Source organism: Candidatus Laterigemmans baculatus (assembly GCF_010367455.1).
Lineage (GTDB): Bacteria > Planctomycetota > Planctomycetia > Pirellulales > Pirellulaceae > Laterigemmans > Laterigemmans baculatus.
Map to the genome: position 1 here is coordinate 33,926 of NZ_WRPR01000045.1, position 18,993 is coordinate 52,918.

At 64.4% G+C, this 18,993-nt stretch carries 17 protein-coding genes and 1 tRNA gene; 5 read left to right on the top strand and 13 right to left on the bottom strand.

The annotated features are described in order from the left end of the window. Positions 1-88 precede the first annotated feature (88 nt). Both GNK13_RS10350 and GNK13_RS10355 read right to left on the bottom strand, forming a co-directional pair. Positions 89-1,270: a PDZ domain-containing protein gene (locus tag GNK13_RS10350; protein ID WP_164102446.1), complete on the bottom strand. Its 1,182-nt coding sequence runs from the start codon at positions 1,268-1,270 to the stop codon at positions 89-91. A 143-nt stretch (positions 1,271-1,413) separates the two neighbouring features. Further along, complete coding sequence (locus GNK13_RS10355) at positions 1,414-1,971, bottom strand: DUF2617 family protein (RefSeq protein ID WP_164102447.1); 558 nt, start codon at positions 1,969-1,971, stop codon at positions 1,414-1,416. A gap of 397 nt (positions 1,972-2,368) precedes the next feature. Between GNK13_RS10355 and GNK13_RS10360 the strand changes: the two genes are divergently transcribed. Further along, on the top strand, positions 2,369-2,947 hold the full coding sequence (locus GNK13_RS10360; RefSeq protein WP_164102448.1) for an anthranilate synthase component II: 579 nt from the start codon (positions 2,369-2,371) through the stop codon (positions 2,945-2,947). A gap of 15 nt (positions 2,948-2,962) precedes the next feature. On the opposite strand, the gene cysK is transcribed toward GNK13_RS10360, so the two are convergent. The 3 genes from cysK to GNK13_RS10375 form a co-directional block, all read right to left on the bottom strand. Further along, a complete protein-coding gene (gene cysK, locus GNK13_RS10365; protein WP_164102449.1) occupies positions 2,963-3,904 on the bottom strand; it encodes a cysteine synthase A in 942 nt (313 codons plus the stop codon). A gap of 199 nt (positions 3,905-4,103) precedes the next feature. Next, a complete protein-coding gene (locus tag GNK13_RS10370; RefSeq protein ID WP_164102450.1) occupies positions 4,104-5,744 on the bottom strand; it encodes a C25 family cysteine peptidase in 1,641 nt (546 codons plus the stop codon). 241 nt (positions 5,745-5,985) lie between these two features. Beyond that, positions 5,986-6,056 (bottom strand) — tRNA-Gly (locus GNK13_RS10375). Between the two features lie 269 nt (positions 6,057-6,325). Between GNK13_RS10375 and pdxA the strand changes: the two genes are divergently transcribed. Continuing rightward, the gene (pdxA, locus tag GNK13_RS10380) at positions 6,326-7,303 is read left to right on the top strand and encodes a 4-hydroxythreonine-4-phosphate dehydrogenase PdxA (protein WP_164102451.1); all 978 of its coding nucleotides are present in this window, start codon (positions 6,326-6,328) and stop codon (positions 7,301-7,303) included. Positions 7,304-7,336: 33 nt separating this feature from the next. Beyond that, positions 7,337-7,555, top strand: coding sequence for a lipopolysaccharide assembly protein LapA domain-containing protein (locus GNK13_RS10385; protein WP_164102452.1), 219 nt, complete (start codon positions 7,337-7,339; stop codon positions 7,553-7,555). Between the two features lie 364 nt (positions 7,556-7,919). Here the strand turns inward: GNK13_RS10385 and GNK13_RS10390 are convergent, their stop codons facing one another. The 3 genes from GNK13_RS10390 to larC all read right to left on the bottom strand — a co-directional run bounded on the left by GNK13_RS10390 (position 7,920) and on the right by larC (position 10,283). Next, positions 7,920-8,288 (bottom strand): hypothetical protein, encoded by a 369-nt coding sequence (locus GNK13_RS10390; RefSeq protein WP_164102453.1) that lies wholly within the window; start codon positions 8,286-8,288, stop codon positions 7,920-7,922. Positions 8,289-8,476: 188 nt separating this feature from the next. Next, positions 8,477-8,959, bottom strand: coding sequence for a hypothetical protein (locus tag GNK13_RS10395; RefSeq protein WP_164102454.1), 483 nt, complete (start codon positions 8,957-8,959; stop codon positions 8,477-8,479). Between the two features lie 103 nt (positions 8,960-9,062). Continuing rightward, positions 9,063-10,283, bottom strand: coding sequence for a nickel pincer cofactor biosynthesis protein LarC (larC, locus tag GNK13_RS10400; RefSeq protein WP_164102455.1), 1,221 nt, complete (start codon positions 10,281-10,283; stop codon positions 9,063-9,065). Positions 10,284-10,512: 229 nt separating this feature from the next. On the opposite strand from larC, the gene ykgO reads away from it, so the two are divergent. Continuing rightward, the gene (gene ykgO / locus GNK13_RS10405) at positions 10,513-10,665 is read left to right on the top strand and encodes a type B 50S ribosomal protein L36 (RefSeq protein WP_164102456.1); all 153 of its coding nucleotides are present in this window, start codon (positions 10,513-10,515) and stop codon (positions 10,663-10,665) included. A 211-nt stretch (positions 10,666-10,876) separates the two neighbouring features. Here ykgO and GNK13_RS10410 read toward each other — a convergent pair whose 3' ends face one another. The 4 genes from GNK13_RS10410 to GNK13_RS10425 form a co-directional block, all read right to left on the bottom strand. After that, positions 10,877-13,018 (bottom strand): vWA domain-containing protein, encoded by a 2,142-nt coding sequence (locus tag GNK13_RS10410; RefSeq protein WP_164102457.1) that lies wholly within the window; start codon positions 13,016-13,018, stop codon positions 10,877-10,879. Beyond that, positions 13,015-13,905, bottom strand: coding sequence for a DUF58 domain-containing protein (locus GNK13_RS10415; protein WP_164102458.1), 891 nt, complete (start codon positions 13,903-13,905; stop codon positions 13,015-13,017). Before GNK13_RS10415 ends, GNK13_RS10410 begins: the two co-directional genes overlap by 4 nt. Positions 13,906-14,674: 769 nt before the next feature. Continuing rightward, on the bottom strand, positions 14,675-15,163 hold the full coding sequence (locus GNK13_RS10420) for a carboxypeptidase-like regulatory domain-containing protein (protein WP_164102459.1): 489 nt from the start codon (positions 15,161-15,163) through the stop codon (positions 14,675-14,677). 495 nt (positions 15,164-15,658) lie between these two features. Next, positions 15,659-16,660, bottom strand: coding sequence for a DUF1559 domain-containing protein (locus GNK13_RS10425; protein WP_164102465.1), 1,002 nt, complete (start codon positions 16,658-16,660; stop codon positions 15,659-15,661). A 400-nt stretch (positions 16,661-17,060) separates the two neighbouring features. Between GNK13_RS10425 and GNK13_RS10430 the strand changes: the two genes are divergently transcribed. Beyond that, a complete protein-coding gene (locus GNK13_RS10430) occupies positions 17,061-17,711 on the top strand; it encodes a TVP38/TMEM64 family protein (RefSeq protein WP_164102460.1) in 651 nt (216 codons plus the stop codon). A gap of 111 nt (positions 17,712-17,822) precedes the next feature. On the opposite strand, the gene GNK13_RS10435 is transcribed toward GNK13_RS10430, so the two are convergent. Continuing rightward, positions 17,823-18,791 carry an AAA family ATPase gene (locus GNK13_RS10435; protein ID WP_235935030.1) on the bottom strand — a complete coding sequence of 323 codons (969 nt, stop codon included), beginning with the start codon at positions 18,789-18,791 and terminating at the stop codon, positions 17,823-17,825. Positions 18,792-18,993: the final 202 nt, after the last annotated feature.

The following is an 18,993-nucleotide window of genomic DNA, read 5'->3' on the forward strand; positions in this document are numbered from 1 at the left end:
GAAAAAAGCCACGGCCGGGGCCGTGGCTTCAGAGTATCGATGTGTGTCGAAACGGCTCGTGGACAGTTAGCCGAATCGCGGTAGCCCGTTACCGCTGCGTGGCAGCACCCGCGGCTCCAGCGTCGAGGTCCAAATCGGCACCAGCCGCATCGGCGTCCAAATCCGCACCGGCATCCAGGTCCGCACCGGCGTCCGCATCGGCTGCGCCGGCATCGAGATCGAGATCCGCGTCGGCGTCGAGGTTCGCATCCGCGTCCGCTTCGGTGTCACCAGGAACGGGGCGGCTCGGCGGGGTCCGGGTGTCAGCCTCAGCGTCGAGGTTCAGATCGCTGTCGGTACGGGTAGCTCCGGCTTCCGCCTCACCGGTTGCCGCTGCTTCGGCGTCGACCGAGCCCTGGACGCCTTTCATCTGCTCGAGCTCCTGGCGAAGTTGACGGACCTCTTCCTGAAGCTGCTGGACTTGCTGGCGAAGGTCACCGGCTTCCCCTTCGAGGGCCGGGCGAGCCATCCGCTGACGGTCGCTCGCCTCGTAGCCGGTGAGAGTGGCGTTGATCGTCTGCCGCTCACCGTCACGAATCACCACCAAGCCGACCTGCTCGCCCGGCGAACGCTGGCGGATCCACGTGGAGATTTGGTTGGGGTCGGAGACTTGGCGACCATCGACGCTGACGATCACGTCACCGGGACGGAGTCCAGCGCTGGCGGCCGCAGTTCCCTGCATCACGTCCTGGATCGCGACTCCCTCAGCGGCTTGCCCCATCGCGATTCCGAGCCGGGCTCGCGCACGGGTCTGGCCAGCGATCCCCTGCTGGGTGCGGAACTGCTGCTGGGTCTCGAACTGCTGCTGGCTGCGAATCCGGTTGTCGTAGAGCGGGCGGCCCTGGGCGTCGTAGAGAGGCTGGCCCTGGGAATCGAAGAGTTGGCGGCCTTGGTAGTCGGAGCCGAAGCGATCTTGGTAGGCGTCGTACTGGTCGCGGCGGAGGGTCTGTTGGGGAGTTTCGGTGGCCGATCGAGCGGCCTCACCCACGCCTCGGCGGAGAGCGTCTCCGGCGCTTTCGCCCTGGAGCGCGCCTCGCACCGCTTCGCCAATACCCCGCTGGGTGGGATTCAGATTGCCGCGCTGTCCGGCTTCAATCTGGGCGTCGATCCCACCCCGGATGGCGTCGCCGATGTCTTGAGCGCCCGCGACGCCGCCGAGGAGTCCGAGCGAGGTGCTGAGTGCGACGATGCGAAGGCGGCGCGAGGTGCGAGAGCGGTTTTGCTGAGTCATGTTATTGAGCCCTGTTCGAAGGAAACTAGGTGGGGAAAACAATCCCGCGGAAGTCCGATCGAACCTTGCAACTCACGTTCCAAGCAGCTCGGTGCAGAGGGCTGTTCTCGCGCCTGCCGATGGCTCAGCGGCCGCGCGACGGGTCAGGAGCCAAACGGCTTCTTGGGCAGCGTGAACACCGACTCGACTTTGACGATCGCATAGTCGTCGGGAAACGTGTGGATCGCCTGGACCATCATCGAGCTGGCCCGGGTGTCGACATGGATGTAGCTGAACGCTCCCAGGGCCAATCGTCCGCTGGCGTCGAAGCGATGGGCGAGTCCTTCGGGAGCGGGACCGCCGAAGAGTTGTTCCTGGAAGTTCCAAAACAGTTCCGGGGCGACCGATTCGAGTTGGAACTCGGTCCGGTAGGTCGCTCCGCCGCGACACTCGTGCTGCTCGCGGCGCTGGCCCATGATCCGGTGCGAGAGCAGTTGGCGGCGAGCCGGCAACGGCTGTCGCGCCGAGGCGGCCACTTCGGTCAGGATCTGACCCGCCCCGCACCACGTGATGACGTGTCCGGAGTTGGTGATATCCAGCTTCGCTTCATAGCCGCTGCGTTGGATCCGTCGCGTCTTGTGGATCGCGTACAGCTCCGGGTGAAGCGACCTGCCAAGCAGGTGGAAAGCTAACTCGGCGACTCGTGGACGTACCGAAAGCACGTGAGCAATTCCTGCGTATTATGTCGTCGAAGCGTTTGAGCTCGTTCCCTATCCGAGCGGGAACGGAGACGATTCGCTCAAAGTTCAGATTAGTCCCGCGGCCCACGCTGGCGAGCGAAAAAACGAATCCCGCGGCCGAGTATGCCAGTTTCGCAAGGGAGTTCGTGACGCTGCTGGGTCGCTGGCTGGGATTATACCGCCTCGAGCGACCCCGACTAAAGAGCGTTTGCCGACGATTGTGATTCGGGTCGCGATTTGAACCGGCAAACGCCTCGAAGCGAGGCTGCGTACGGGGTAGAGTGAAGCGGCCTTTCCGCTCTGCACCGCGTCACTTTGTGCCCCGCTCAGTCCAAGCCCCCGCCCCGCTGAACCCAAACCTTCGCCTGCTGAGGAACCGATGGTCGTCGTGATCGATAACTACGATTCATTCACCTACAACCTGGTCCAGCGGATGGGCGAGATCGATGGGGCGATCGAGGTGCGGGTGGTTCGCAATGACGAGATGTCGGTCGATGCGGTCGCCGCGCTCCAGCCCGAGCGGCTGATCATCTCTCCCGGGCCATGCACGCCGACCGAAGCCGGGGTCAGCGTCGACTGCGTCCACGCCTTCGCCGGACAGATCCCGGTCCTCGGCGTCTGCCTGGGGCATCAATCGATCGGCCAGGCGCTCGGGGCGCGGATCATTCGCGCCCCGCAGTTGATGCACGGCAAGACCGATGCGATCGACCACGACGATCAGGGTCTGTTTGCCGGAATCCATCGCCCCTTCGTGGCCACGCGGTACCACAGCTTGGTGATCGATCCGACGACTGTGCCGGAGGACCTGATCGTCAGCGCCTGGACCGACACCGGGGGCGAGCGGCAGATCATGGGAGTCCGCCACCGAACGCAAAAACTCGAAGGCTGGCAGTTCCATCCCGAGAGCTTTTTGACCGCTCCCGGAACGGAACTGATCCGCCGCTTTCTGCAGTGGTAGAGCGATCGGCTGACGCTACAGCGCCAGATCCGCGAACAGCGGCGTGCTTAGGTAGCGTTCGCCGAGCGAGCACATGATCGTCACGATCCGCTTGCCCTTCATCTCCGGTCGCGCGGCGACTTGAGCGGCGGCCCACATGTTCGCACCGCTGCTGATGCCCGCCACGATTCCCTCCTCGGCGGCCAACCGGCGGCCCCAGCTGAAGGCGTCTTCGTCCTCGACTTGGATCACGTCGTCGAGCAACGAGGTATCGAGGTTCTTGGGAATAAAGCCCGCACCGATCCCCTGAATGCGGTGCTTGCCCGGTGCACTACCGCTGATCACCGCGGAGTGTTTGGGTTCGACGGCGATCGCTTTGAAGTTGGGATTCATCTTCTTGAGGTAGCGAGCCACGCCGGTGATCGTGCCACCGGTGCCGACGCCAGCGACGATCGCATCGATGTCGTGGCCACTGTCCTCCCAAATTTCCGGGCCGGTCGTGGCTTCGTGAATCGCCGGGTTGGCCGGGTTCTCGAACTGCTGGGGCATGAACGAGTTGTCGATTTCGTCGACCAATTCCTGAGCCCGCCGGATCGCTCCATTCATCCCCTCGGCGGCCGGAGTGAGCACGAGGTTGGCTCCCATCGCCCGGAGCAGGGCGCGTCGCTCGACCGACATCGATTCGGGCATCGTTAGGGTCAATTGATAACGCTTCGCCGCGCATACGAACGCGAGGGCGATTCCCGTGTTGCCGCTGGTGGGCTCGATGATGTGGGTCTTCGCGTCGACTTTGCCGTCCCGCTCGCCGGCCTCGATCATCGCCACGCCGATCCGGTCTTTGACGCTGTTGAGCGGCTGGAAGAATTCGCACTTCGCAAACACCGTTGCGCCACCCTCGGGAAGCAAGCGGTTGATGCGAATCATCGGCGTGTCGCCAATGGCGCGAGCAGCGTTGTCGAAAGTCTTTCCGCGAGGCATGACGCAAAATCCCTAAAGAGGTCCGAATCGATGGAGAGGTCGGAGTCGATACAACCGTCGTTTTCGGGCATTCATCGGCGACCGACTAGCCCCGGCTTGATTCGAAGCCTGCCGCGAGGGGCGACTGTGTTTCAAAAAGCAGTCGCCTTCGGCTTGCCGTTAAACGAAAGCAATGCCGGGTCAAAGCGCCGCTGTCCAGCTAGTTGGGGCGGACCAGCAGCGGCGCCGAACCGACCGACCAGCCGTCGCCTCCCTCCAGGCGAGCGACGATCCGCATCGGACCGGATGCCGACGGCGGGACGACGAACGCTACTTCGAACGGCCCGGCTGCTTGGCTGGTGATTTCGGTCTCCGCCACCTGCAAGCAGTTCGCCTGCTCGTACCGCTCGACCCGCGGTGCCTCAGCATCGATCGGACCGCCGCCGGGCAAGGGGCAGATCGAGACGGTCAGCTTGCCTCGGTGGGGAGCCACGCCGCGGACCGTGAGCGTTTCTCCGGGAGCGATTCCTCGCGGAGCCGAGACCGAGAGCTCGCCCGGATGCCGCAGCCGCAGCGCCGGATCGCCCAGCAGGTTGTAGAGGTGCACGTGCTCCCGCCGCTCGGGCGAAAGCGCATCGGCTGAGGGGCTGAGCATCCCGGCCAGCAGATCGAGCAGCCGTCGCCGCTCGGCGAGCCCCTCGACTTCCGCCGCCTCGCTGGCCAACTCCCGCTGGGCATAAAGCCAAGCATCGCCGAGCCGCTCCAGCCGCTCGTGGTAAACCGCCTGGATCAATCCCTGGGCGGCGATCGCATTGCCATAGGGCATCGTCACGCGGGAGCCGGCTAACACTGCGATCGGACCTCCCTCGGCCAGCAGCATCCGCTCGGCCAAGGCGTCCTCCGAGGCGTCGAAGGCTCCGGTGTAGCAGGCCAGCATCAACGCGATCGGTGCCCCTTCCGCCGGACGCTCGAGCAGCTCCACGTCCTCCGAGTCGAGCACCGGTCGAGGCCCGTTGGGACCCGGGACGCGGTCCAGCTCCGTCACGTTGCCGTGCCCCATGTAGACCCAGAACAACCCTCCCTCGCGATACCGGCGGAGCACCGAGGGAAAGAAGTCACGCGATCCCGGATTGAAGGGGCTCGCCGGCGCCGCATAGGTAATCGCCGTTCGCACCGACGCCGGCAGCGACGAGGTCAGCACCGCGCGCGTAGCCGACTCGATCGCCGCGTCGGCCAGCATCCCAAATCCGCCCGTCCCCGCGGTCAGTTGCACCGTGTCGCGCCAGGGACCGAAATCGCTGCTTTGCTCGTAGCGAATCACCCGCTCGACGAGCCCCGACAGTTGTTCCGGGGTGCGGACCGGCAGCCGGCCGACTGCGATTTCGGGAATCCCATCGCCGTCGAGGTCGCCGTACGGCGCGTCGCCGGCCAGCGTGGGAGTGGTGCCATAGCGAGCGCTCGGGCCGGGCAACCGGTAGTGGGTCGGAACCTCGCGGCTGGCGTCCGCGTGGTCGGCCGCCACGATCCGGCAGTCCCCCACCAGAACCACATATTTCGCTTCTGGACCGAGTCCGGCTTCGCGAAGATTTTGCAAGACTTCAGCGGCCGTCGCCCCCGACGCGAGGACTTTGATGTTCAGCCCGTCTCGGGTGCGGTGCTCGATCCATGGGGCGAGCGACTGGCGGAACAGCGGCGGGCAGACGACAAAACAATCGGCCGCGGCGTCCCCCGTGGCGGCTGCAGGGTGCGTCGCTGCTCGGGGCGCCGCAATAGAAGTGGCTGGAGTCGAAGTGGCTGGGCCCGGTGGAGGGGCCGCCAGCGCAGGAGCGGACAACAGAGCGGCGAGAGCGAGTGCGTGCATGAGCCACAGCCGGCTAAAAGAATGCGAAGGTCACTCGGCGGTCAGAGCCAAGGCTTCGGGCTGTCCCTCCACCTTCGATCCTCGCGCCTTCCATCATCGCTTCACGGCAAGCCAAAGATGTCTGGACGAACCATCAGCGACGTTACGCGGACGGTCGACGACATTAACGGGCCCGCTGCTGTCATCCAATACGAACCGCCAGTCCCCGAAGGTTCACTGGCGGGGGGTGCACACGTCAGAGAGCGGGTGAAGGGAATCGAACCCTCGTCTCGGGCTTGGGAAGCCAGCGTTCTACCATTGAACCACACCCGCAGCGGTGTTTGCGGAGGGCTAGTTTAGCGTTTCCGGGGCTGGCCCGAAAAGCCCGCATGGGAGGAGATTTCGGCTGCGACAGGATCCGCAGGACTCTCGACAAAAATTTCGTTTAACGGCAAGCCGCAGGCGACTGTGTTTTGCTAGCCATGGGCTGATGAAAAGGTCCGACCACGGGTTAAATGGTGTAGAGCCGAAGTTCCCTCAATCGCCTGCCGCGGGGCGACGGATCTCGTGTGCGAGCCAAAAACCTTTTCCAGGAGACCCCAGTGAGTTCCGACAAACCGCTTGCGATCACTTGCGGTGATCCCGCTGGGGTGGGGCCTGAATTGGCGCTTCGCGGGGCGGCTTGGGCCGCTCGGGAAGGAATCCCTACGGTGATCGTCGGATCCGCCGCGCTGCTCGCTCGAGTCGCTCGTCAGCTCGACCTTCCGCTGCCCGCGGTCGTCCCCGCCGACGACCTCTCGCGTTGCAACGGCGCTGCGATCGTCGACCTTCCGGGGCTCAAGGCGGAGACGGTGCGACCGGGACACGTCAACGCGGCGACCGGCCGAGCGTCGCTCGCGTACGTGAATTGGGCGATCGATGCGGCGCTCGACGAGCGAGCGGCGGGGATCGTGACCGGGCCGATTCACAAAGAAGCTTGGCACGCCGCGGGCTCGCAGCACCCGGGACATACCGAGCTGTTGGCCGAGCGGACCGGGGCCGAGCGGCACTGTATGATGTTGGCCGCGCCGTCGATTCGCTGCGCTCTGGTCACCGTGCATATTGGGCTGGCCGACGTTCCCTCGCAAATCACCACGGCCAACGTGCTGGAAACGATCGAGATCGCGGCCGAAGCGGTCGGGCGCATGATCGATCGGCCGCCGCGGGTCAGCGTTTGTGGGCTGAATCCCCATGCCGGCGAGGGAGGTTTGTTTGGTCGCGGCGAAGAGGAAGCCGCCATCATTCCCGCCATCGAGGCAGCCGTCGTGCAAGGAATCCACGCGCTCGGGCCGCTGCCACCCGACACGGCGTTCCTCTCCGCCCGGCGAGCGGAGACCGACGTCTACGTCTGCATGTACCACGACCAGGGATTGATTCCGCTCAAAGCGATCGCGTTCGACGAAGCGGTCAACGTCACGCTGGGATTGCCGATCGTCCGGACCAGCGTCGATCACGGGACTGCCCTGGACCTCGCCTGGCAGGGCAAGGCGAGCGATGCGAGCATGCTCGCGGCGATCCGAATGGCGGCACAACTCGCTTAAAACGCAACGAGCTTAAAACGCAAAGGGCGAACAATGTGGCAAAAGACAAAACTGGTGCTGGTGGTGATCGCCCTGATGATCTTGTTGATCGCCGTCTTTCAGAACACCGCGGCCACCAAGACCGCGTTCCTGTTCTACGAATTCACCCTCCCACAAGCCGCTCTGATCTTCCTTGCGGCCGGCGTCGGTTTCGTGCTCGGAGTGATCACGACCAGCCGAATCCTCCGCCGCAAAAAACCGCGAACCGGATAGTCGCCTTTCGCTCCGCGAAAGTAGCGTGGGTAGCGTTCTGCATAGTCGCCAACACCCAATGCCGTTCATTATTTGGGTTGTCGCAGTATCAGCCGCAACGCGCTAGCGTCCGGTTTTTGATGAGGGTCGAAGGAACCGGGGGCTAGCCCGGATTATTCATCAGCCGCCGGGCGCTAGCCCCCGGTTCTCGAAAACTCCGCAAGAACCGGACGCTAGCGCGTGGCGGCTGATTTAACACACTGTTCTGTCATGGTCTGTCGCAACTTCTAGCACCACAAGAACTTGCGACACATCTGCCCAAACGCACGAATAATCCGGGCTAGCGCCCTGCGGCTGATGAGATGAAAAATGAACGGTATTGCGCCTACACCCGGCTCTGCGAGGCGATGCCCGGGGCGGAGCGAGCGCGGCGAAGGCGTGCGGCGCGGCGGCGGTGGACGATCTCATAGCGGGCCAGCACCACTTGGGCCAAGTCGCCGATCCGATGCAGTTCCCCTTGGGCCGGTTCGTACAGCGGCAGCGAGCCCCCGAGAGACTGAGTCGTGTGCGAAGCGGTCGCGGGTGACTGAGTCGCGGGCGAGGCTTTCGCGGCCGCTTCCCGCCGCGGCGACGCGGAAGTGCGGAACCGCCGGCCGGAGGGGCAGGTGACCGGAACGGGGCTGGCGGCCGGGAGAGGGCTGGCGACGGAAGCGGTGGCGTTGGTCGGATAGTCGAACAGCAGCAATTGAGTCATCGCAATCAGCCCTCGCGGCAAAGTTCTCAGGAATCGCCGGGAATTGCCTTGCCTTCCCGACCACGCCTCTGATTCTTCGCGAGGGCTGTGACACGTTCGGTCACACCCGAAAAAGATTTTTCAAAAAATTTCAGTACGTCAGGCTTTCCAGCCTGACCGGCTGCGGACGGATTGTCAGCCTGGAAAGCCTAACGTACGTCAGGCTTTCCAGCCTGACCCGCTGGCGAACCGTGAGGCTGTTCTGTTTCCGCCCGCTGGGCTGAGGCCTGGAGCCTCTCGAGCGTTGCGATTCGCTGGTCGGCCAGCTGCACCATCGCTTGGAGCACCGAGATCTTCGTCTCGAGCTCCGCTTTTAGCTCGCGTTGCAGATCGAACATCGCTCCCTGCCAGCGAAGTACCTCGACCGGAGCGTTGGCTAAGGGAAGCTGCGAATCGGTGGCCGCCGCGGTCTGCTGCTGGTGTCGCTGCCACTCCGCCGCCGCCGCTCGCTCCCGCTTCTTGGCCCGGATCGAGCGACGGATCAGGACCCAAGCGAGCAGCACGAAACCGCCGAGCAACATCATCTGCGAGCGGAACGAATTCGGCTCCAGAGCCGCTGCCGGCACGAACTCCATCGCGCGGTCGAACGCGATCGCGAGCGTCGGTCCGAGCGTGGGGGAGGCAGCAGGCATGTGTATCAGCCGGGTCGGAGGAAGCGGCGGCGCGGGCCCGGCCACCGATTGCCGAATCGACCATCGCCAGCCGCCGACATCAGCCGACGAGCGCGGCTGGCGGTTAGGGCGAAGTTTCCGGATGCAGCGGTTCGGGGCGTTGGCCGGCTTGGAACGCTTCGGCCGCCAATCGCCGGACTTCGCTGAGCGGAATTCCGCGGTCGGCTGCAATCGCGTCGGCGTCGTCGAACTCGACGCTGAACCGCCAGCGGCCCGCAGGCAGCCAGACGCACTTGCCGCGGACCGGCCCGACCTCGGTCTCCACGGTGTGCTCGCGGCGGACCAGCTTGTGGCGGTCGGCTCGGTAGCGGCGGACGCCGATCGTGCCGGCGTGGGTAAACAGAAGCGATTCGAGCGCCGCGACGCGGGAGGTAGGTGCGAGCACCGTCACCGCCACGCCGCTGCGACCTTTCTTCATCAGGCACGGAGTCTGGTAGACGTCGATCGCTCCGCCCGCGTGCAGCCGCGCGACGCAGGCGGCGAGATCCTCCGGAGTGGTGTCATCGATATTCGTCTCAAGCACCATGACTTGATCGCTCTCGATCGTGCTTCCGGCGGCCGCCTCTTCGCTCTCGCCGATCAGCAGCCGCAGCACGTTCGCCTGCCCCTCGAGATCCCGCGTTCCCGCCCCGTAGCCAATCCGCTGGACGCGGAACGCCGGAAGCGGCCCAAATCGCCGAGCGGTCGCCTTGAGGATCGCCGCTCCGGTGGGGGTTGTCAGTTCGAAAGAGACCTCGCTCGGCGCGATCGGCACGTCGGTCAGCAGCTCCGCGGTGGCCGGAGCGGGAACCGAGACGCGGCCATGAGCGATCTCGATGAACCCCGTACCCGTCGGGACCGGCGACGCTTCGACCGCATCGATCTCGAGCAGCCGCAGACCGATCGCCGTCCCCACGATGTCGGCGATCGAGTCGACCGCACCGACTTCGTGAAAGTGGACTTTTTGGATCGTCGTCCCATGGACTTTGGCTTCCGCTTCCCCGAGCCGCAGGAAAATTCGCTTCGCTAGAGCTTTGGCGTCGTCGGAAATCACCTCCGAACCATCGATCATCGCGTCGATATGGTGCAGATGGCGGTGGGCGTGCTCCGGCGGATGCTCGACCCGCACGTGGGTCGCGCGGAAACCGCACTTTTTGACTTCGCTCACCACCAAATCGAGCTGCCCGAGCCCGAGCGACTGGACGCCTCGCAGGATGGCGTCGCGCGATGCCCCGGCATCGATCAACGCGCCGAGCGTCATGTCACCGCTAATTCCGCTCAGACAGTCAAAGTAGGCGATTCGCACGGGAGCTCCAAAAAACGAGAGGGATCGAGGGGGCAAACGGCCGAAGGGGGAAGTGATATTGCGAGCAAGCCGCAGCCGCGTAGAATACGCGATTCAACCGGTGAAATAACCCCGCCCCGCCGAGCCTTCAGCCCGCGGCTGCCCTTAGCCCGCGGCTGATGGTGGACCGCTCGGTCCGGCGTGCGGCGTGACCAGCCACAGCAAACGAAACGTTTCGGGAATTGGTTCGATGAAAGTTGTCAGCTCGATCGGAGCCCTCAAGTACCGCCACGCGGATTGCCAAGTTGTCCGTCGCCGCGGCCGGATCTACGTGATCTGCAAGAGCAACCCCAAGTTCAAAGTCCGCCAAGGCGGAGCCAAAACCAAGAAAGCCCGTCGGTAAGACGAGTCTAATCATCACCCTCCCCCCGGGAGGGTCGGGCTCTCGGGCCCGGGGAGGGAGAGCTGCATCCGTTCGCGGTCGGCCCTTTACGTCGCGCATTACCCTCCCCGCTCGTCCCTCGCGACCCTCCCAGGGGGAGGGTGTCGTTTGGGCTTTCTGACGGATTGTGCGCGTGGCGGCAGGTTGAGGACGCTGGAAGGAACGCCTCCTCTCACCCCATTCGGCGATTGAAGACCAGCCATTCGACTGCCAGCATCCCGAGGGCGGCCATCAGCAGCCACCTCCACAGCTCGCTGCGGCCTCGAATTTGCGCGTCGCTCTGGACGATCTCTCGCTCGCCGACACGTATCGATGCGGCCGGCCGCAGATCGCTCTCTCGCGGGTCGAAGAGATTGATCGTGAACAGGCTCAGCGGCTGCGCTCCTTCGGCGGCCAGTACGCGATAGACGCCCAGCCGTTCGGTTTCGGGAAACAGCAGCGGGCCGCCAGCGTCTCGGCTGACGCTCCGCGTGAGCGGGCCCGCTGGGCCTGTCGCGTTGGTCCCCCCAGCATCGAGCGACGCAGGGACTCGCACCCGGACTTCGCGGATCTGATTGTCGATTCGCAGCGGGGCGACCGTGCCGGGCTGATAACTCGGGGCGCTGGTCGCGTCGACCGCTCCACCGAGGTGCCGCAGCAGGTTGTAGACGAATACCGGCCAGCTGCGTTGGACGGGCCAGTCGGTATTGAAAGCGGCTCCCTCCTCGGTCTCGCTGATGATTTCAAAACCCATTACGAGATCCTGGTAACCCGCGCCCTCGCTCCCAACGCGGGGGGCGATCGCCAGCACCTCTCCTGCGGTCGTCGTGAGCAACGCGAGCGATCGAGGTGGGGCTTGGAGCGGGCGGCCTTCGACGATCTTCAACGAGAACAAGTCGAGGAACCGCATGATCGGGTGCGTGCGGTCGATGTCGATCGGCAGCAGCGGGCCGCTCATCTCGCCCGCGTCCCAATGCTCCGGTGGCAAGGAACCGATGAAAAACGTGTTCGCCGCGGGCATCACGGCCGGCGCGCAGCGATCGTAAATGATCAGATCCTCGCGACCGGTCGCCGCACGGCTGCGGTACTCGTCGCTCTCCAGATAGCTTGGCGGTTTAGTTTCGATCCGTCCGAGCTCGGCCGCCTGGTCGGTCTCGAGGGCGATCTGCAGCGCTCGGTTGCCGGGCGTGATCAGCAGTACTGAAATGTCGCGGAGCGGCGCAAGGGCTGTGTAGGCCGTGTTGTCGGCGCTCAGATCGTCCTCGATGTCCAACGTGAGTTGGAGTTCGGCGTTCTCGAGCGACTCCAGGTCGAACGACAAGCCGGTCTCGCCGCCGGCTTCCACGTCGACCGCGGCCGCATCGATCAGCTCGTCACCAATCGTTAGGCTGGCCGTCCCTTGGATCGGCTGATTACCGAAATTGACGATTCGGGCAAACGCCTCGACTTGCTCGGGCCGTTCCACGTTCCGCTCGGCGCTGAAGGCGACGATTCCCAAGTTGCTCGCCGACTGCGTGCCGATCGGAACATAGTGGGTGGGCAGCTTGCCGAAACTGGCCTCCTCGAGCGGGCCAAATCCACCGTCGGAGTAAATCCAAAGCTCCGCCGTGGCCACTTCCGGCTCGGCCGTCTCGCCGGTTGCCCCCGCATCCGCGGCTCCGGTGCTCGCTGGCAACTGCGATGCGTCGCCTGCCCCCTCCGTCCCTCCGCCTCCGCTGCTTTCGCCACCCACGCCGTCGCCGGGGGCGAGACCTCCGACGGTGCCTGCCGGGAGCACGCCCGCCAAGCCCGCAGCGCCGCGAATCGCTTCCCGCAGATCGGTGGTCCGGTGGGTCACGCGGGCGCGGTCCAGTGCGTCTCGGAGGCGGCGGTGGTCGGCGGTGAACTCCTGCAAAATCTCGGGGCGATCGCTGAAGGTGATCAGCGTCGCGACGTCGTTGCCCCGCATCGCGTCGATCTGATCATGGATCCGCTGCTTGGCGAGCTCAAACCGCGTCGCCGCGCCGGCGACGTCGGTCGCCGCCATGCTGGCCGATGCATCGAGCATCAAGATCAGCCGCCGTCCGCCGCCGCTCTCGCCTTGCCACCCGGGTCGCAGTAGGGCGAGCATCGCCAGAGCTAGGAAGAGCAGCTGGAGGAACAGCATCAGGTTTCGCCGCAGTCGCTGCAGCAAACTGTTGACGCGGCTGTCTTCGATCGCCCGATGCCACAGGAACGTGCTCGGGACGCGGAGCGGCTGGCGGCGAAGCTTGAGAAAGTACAGCAGGACGACGCCGACGGGGACCGCCGCGAGCAACGCCCATTGCCAAGCCGACAGCACCGGCAAAAAACTCATCGCACGACGCCGTGGCTGCGGAGGTAGGAAGTCACAATCCGTTCGACCGGCTCGTCGCTGCGGATCTGGATGTAAGTCACTCCCCGCTGCGAACAGAACGAGCGAGCCCCAGCGACAAACGAGTCAACGCCGCGGCGGTAGCGGTTGAGCAAATAACCGCTGGCGGTCACCTCGGTTTCTTCGCCATCTTCGGCGTCGACCAGTTTCAGGTCTCCAATCAGCGGCGGGTCGAGCTCTTCGGGGGCCATCACGTGCAGCAGGTAGACGTCCATCCGGCGGCCGACCAGCATCCGCAGCGCCGACTCGTAGCCGTCCTTATCCATCAAATCCGTGATCAGCAGCACGACTCCTTGCCCCGGGTTCCGTAGGCAAAAATCTTTGACGCCGCTCGAAAGCGATACGTTGTGGCCCGGCTCGACGCCCGAGAGATAATCGATCATCCGCCACATCGACGCCCGTCCCCGCAGGACCGGAGCGGCGGCGGAAGGGGGACCCAAGGCGGCAACTTTCACGCGGTCCGCCCGGCAAAGTCCGACGTAACCGAGGGCTGCGGCGAGCTGTTTGGCGACGTGCAGCTTCGTGGGCGTGCCAAAATTCATCGATTCGCTGGCATCGATCAAGGCAAAGACGTGCAGGTCTTCTTCCTCGAGAAACAGCTTGAGGAACAGCTTGTCGAGCCGGGCGTAGAGATTCCAGTCGATAAACCGTAAGTCATCGCCGGCGATGTAGCTACGAAAGTCGGCAAACTCGACGCTCTGACCTTTTCGCTTCCCACGCCGTTCCCCCTTGAGCCGTCCGCGGAAGATCCGCCGCGAGACCAATTCCAGCCGCTCGAGCCGCTTGAGCAACTCAGGCGAAAGCAAGTCCGTCACCGCGGCAGAGGGCATCGCAGAACCAAGACCCGGGGGAGAAAGGGTACGGGGGGGACAGGACCGCAGTGTACCCGATCCGGGAGTCGGCATCTGGGAGCCGGCGGGAGGGGCCACGGAAAGACACGGGCCACGGAAGGACACAGAAATGCACGGAAAAGGAGGGAACAGCACGGAAGAAGAGGGAACAGCACGGAAGAAGAGGGAGCAGCATGGAGGGCGGTGCTCGTGCTCGTAATCGACAGGGCGCGCGGTGGGGGAACCACGAAGGACACGAAGAGCACGAAGGAAAGGAGCGGAGCTGAACCGCGGATAGCGCAGATAACGCGGATAGAAGGGAAGGAAGGAACGCTTTCGGAAAATGCGAAATCTCCTGACCCTAGCGGAATCTATGTGGGGACCTGATCGGGAAAGCAACCACGAATGAGACGAATCACACGAATGGATGCGCCGAGGGAGAAGGACCGCGGATAGCCCGGAGAACGCGGATCAAAGGAGAGGAAGCAGCGGTGGCTCGCAGAATCTGAGATCTCAGATTCTGCTGGCCACGGAACAGCACGGAAGAAGAGGGAACAGCATGGAGGGCGGCAATCGTCGTGCTCGTGCTCTGCGAAGCGGTGCTCGTCCTCCTCCCCACCTTCCGCGCACTTCCCTGTCCTTCCCTGTCCTTCCCTGCCCTTCCCTGCCCTTCCCTATCCTTCCGTGCATTTCCGTGTCCTTCCGTGGCTCGTGTCCTTCCGTGGCCCCTCTCCCCGGCCCCCAGCAACCGGCAACCGGCTACCCGATCTTAGAGGTCGAAGTCTGCGGCTTCGCTGCCTTCCTCGGGAACGCTGAAGGTGAGGTTGGTGGTCATCGCGTTGGTGACTTCGCGCGGAAAGATCTGTTTGGGCGCGTCGGGGCCGCCTGCTTCGGCCATCATCCGCAGTTGTTCGTCGTCGAATCCGGCGTCCTCGCCGCCGGGAGGTCCGCCTTCCCATTTGCTCAGCACGATCTTGTTCTCGCCCGGGACCGCACCGGGAGCAAGCTGGTACTTGCCGCTGGCGTCGGTCTCACCGAAAGCGGCGAAGGTCTCGTGGAGGAAGGTGACTTTCGCCCCTGCGATCGGCTTGCCGTCGACCGTAATGGTGCCGCTGACCGGAACCGTTTCCGGGCCTGTATCCGCGTCGCGGCAGCCGGAAAGCAAGAACAGTCCGCTGCAGAGGCTGGCAACAGCCACGCCTCGCAGTCCGCGCAATTGGCGAGGCCGAAGGTTGGGGAGCGAAGCCGATCGATGCATGGGGAAATCCGTCGTTGTCATGGCTTGTACAAACTGAGAAATGGATAGCGAACAGGAAAGGCAAACAGGGTCATTGATAAAAAAGAAGCCGATGGCCGAGGCCATCGGCTTCTCGTGAGCGTCGCGGATCTACCTCAGCCGTCGGCGCTGCTTATGGCAGAACGTCGCAAAACCGTGTGTTGAATCAGCCGCCACGGGCTAGGCTCTGTCGGAAAACCCCTCTTCCCCGTTACCCTCCCCCCGGGAGGGTCGGGCTCTCGGGCCCGGGGAGGGCTGCGGAACTTCGCCGTGTTGAGGCTCTACGTCCCGCATCACCCTCCCCGCTCGTTCCTCGCGACCCTCCCGGGGGGAGGGTGTCGTTTCAGGGTCTCTGATAGAGCCTAGCGCCCGGCGGCTGATGAACGAGCCGGGCAGTGTCTGTCAGAAAGCTACCCTCCCGCTGGGAAGGTAGCGTTCAAGTTTTCTGAATGAGCTTAGCTCCTGCGATCCGGCGGCTTAGATATCTCCGAGCACTTCGCCGTCGTGGATGTAGGCCAGACGGGCGAAAGTCGTGAAATCCATATTGTCGCTGAGGAAGCGGACCGAGCCGTCGCCCATGGTGAACTGGGCGCCGCCAGGGTGGTGGCTCCCGAAGATCCAGGCGTACGTGCGGCGTTTGGCGTCGTTGTTCCACGCTCCGTTGATGCTGTAGTTCTGGGCTTCCAGGGCCGTGGGCTTGATACCGGTGGCCACATCGGCCACGACGACGCGGCCATGGATGCCGGTGTGGATTCCCGACATGCCCCACGGTCCGTAGTGGCTCGAGGTTTTCATGCTCCCGCCGGCCCCTTCGCCGAACAGCAGGCAATTGCTGCTGCCGTCGCGCAGGGACGCGAACTTGGCGGCGCCGTCGTTGCCAAACGCCCCTTGCTGAACATTGTTATTGCACTGTTCGTAAGGCCGGTCGTAGTCGGTGTAGTAACCGGTCGAGAAGAAATAACTGGTGCGAACCGCTTCGCGGCGATCGTAGAAACTGGTGCCGCCAGCATTGTAGGTGCTGATCTCGCCCGCCTCAGGGTGCGAGGGACATTCGAGCGTCGCGATGCGGGCGTTGTAGAGCCCGAGGTTGATGGTGTCGTCGCCCGCAAGCTGCTGTCCGTAAGGATTGGACGCGCCGGCGCAGACATTGAAATTCCAGTTCGCGTGGATCGCTTGCTGTTCCATGAACGGAAGCATCAAAGCCCAGCCCGTGGTGTTTTTCACCAAGCCTTTGTCGACATGGTAAGTCGCATTGTTGTAGCGTCCCGAGGCGATGAGCGCCGGCGGGAAAATCTTGAACGTGTCGTGGTAGTTGTGAGCCGCGAGACCCTGCTGTTTGAGGTTGTTCGAGCAACTCATCCTCCGTGCCGCTTCTCGCGCTGCTTGGACCGCTGGTAACAGCAGACCCACGAGAACTCCGATGATGGCGATCACCACCAATAATTCCACCAGCGTAAAACCCGATCTTCTGGCATTCATTGTCCTACCTCGTAGGAAAAGAGAAGCTGAAAAAGAAAAGCCGTATGATTAAGACCGCTTCGAATTAAAATTCGAGCAGCGCGCAGCTTCGAATGCGTCGGGTGTTCCACTCACTCGCCGCTGCTGACCACTGTATTCTGCAGGGAAGCGGTATGGGGAGAATCGGGAGTCGAGAAAATCGAGTTGTGAGATAAGGTCGACGGAGCGAAGGCTCGATCCAGTCGGTCCTTGCTTGATATCCTTTCCTCCATCGCGTTGCAAGAAAAATCACTGAAAAAAATTCCCTTTCCTGGGTACGCCGAGAGCCGCTGGAAGTTGGGGAAGGCTGGTAGAGGAAATAGGAATGGTGGGGGCAGGACGGCAGGGCAGGCTGTGGCTGGGGGGCAGGCTATGGCTGGCGGTGGGAGCTCTCGCGGGGCTGGCGCTGGTCGGGCTGGGGACAGCGATGGGGACAGGGTTGGGTGCAGGGCCGTCAGCGGAGCAGATCGCGGCCTTCTGCGATCGGGCGGGCGATTATGCTCCCTTGGTGTTCATTGCCGCTGGGGCTTCGCTGATCTCTGCGTTCGTCCCTAAGACGGCGGTCTCGGTGTCGGCCGGGGCACTGTTCGGAACCGCCCTCGGTTCGCTGCTGATGGTGTGCGTGGCGACGCTGGCGGCTGCGGTGAGTTATTCGCTGGCGCGGTGGCTTGCCCGGGAGCGCGTTGCGGCTTGGGCGGCTGAGCGGCCGCGGTGGGCGGCGGTCCGGCGATTGGCCGGCGAGGGAGGCTTTCGGCTGCAGCTCATGCTCCGGCTCGCTCCGGTCCCGACGATGCTGATCAGCTATGCCTGTGGTGCCGCCGGGGCCCGTCCCGCTCCGTTTCTCTCGGCCGCCGCGGTGGCGGTCGTGAGTCAAGTTCCTTGGGTTTACTCTGGCGCGATCGCCGGCAGTGCCGTGGCTGGGGGAGCCGGAGCGGCCGGTTGGTTCAGCCTGGCCCTCACCGTCGCCGCCTCGGTTGCCCTGGCGGTGTATTTGAAGCGGTACGCCGAGCGCGAGCTGGCCGCCGTAGGATGAGGTAGTCGCCATAGTCGCCTTTCGCTCCGCGAAAGTAGCGGTCTGCGCTACTTTCGCGGAGCGAAAGGCGACTATGGCGGAGCGAAAGGCGACTATGGGCGACTGTGGCGGCTACAGCTCGTCGTCGTCTTCGTCGTCGCGGTCGGGGTGCAGGGGATCGTCGGCGTCGAAGAAGAAATCGGCCAGCCCCAGCGGGACGGCGTCGCCGCCGAGGGTCCGGCGTCGGCGTTCGGCGGCCGCTTCGAGATCGAGCGCCTCTTCGCCGAGGCAGTGCTCGAGGGCTTCCCGCCACGCTTTGTCGCGGCTGATCGGGTGCTCCGGGTCTTGGGCGAGTCGCTTGAGGGCGAACCGCAGCATGTTGATCCCGTCGCGGGGGGAGAAGTCGAGCCGCAGCTCGTGCGACCGCTGCAGGAACTCGACCGTCATCGCCAGCATCTCTGCTTCGGCGAATGGCAGGTGGTACTGGAGGATCGCCAGTTCGTCCTGCTTGTTGGGAAACCCGACGCCGAGCGTCGGCTGCAAGCGGCTGAGGATGTAGTCGGGGATTTCGAACGTCGACTCGTCCTGGTTCATCGTCACCGCAGCCCGGAAATTCGGGGAGGCGGGGATCGTGATCCCGGCGACGATCGATTCGACGTAGCGCCGCTGGTCGAACAGCGGAGCGAGGCTGGCCCACGACTTTTCGTTCATCCGGTTCCCCTCGTCGAGGATGCAGACGCCGCCGCGGATCATCGCCGTGACCAGCGGCGAGGCGTGGTAGGCGATCGAGCCGTTCTGCGAGAGCACCGGCGTGACCAGCAGATCTTCGGGCCGCGTGTCGGAGGTGCACTGGTAGATGTACAGGGGCAGCTTCGATTCGGCGGCCGCGGCCATCGCCAGTTGCGTCTTGCCGACTCCCGGCGGACCGATCAGCCGCGGCGTCAGCGGCAGATCGCTGGCGTCGACCGTCAGCCAGCAAGCGAGCAACTGCATCAGGATCTCGCGCTGCCCGATCCAGCCGCCGGTCGTGTCATTCGGGCGGCTCAGCTTCAAGAGCACGCCATCGATTTCAATGTGTTCGGACGCAGCCTGTTTACTCATGCCCCTTCCCTGCTGTGGAACGCCTCCTCCGCCGGGAGGCATCGCGATTGCATCCTAGCCCCTCCCGCAGCGCCGTAACAGACGACGACGCGGGAGGCGGCAGGCGGCAGGCGGGAGGCGGGAGGCGGGAGGCGGGAGGCGGGAGGCGGGAGGCGGGAGGCGGGAGGCGGGAGGCGGGAGGACGCGGGCCACGGAAGGACAC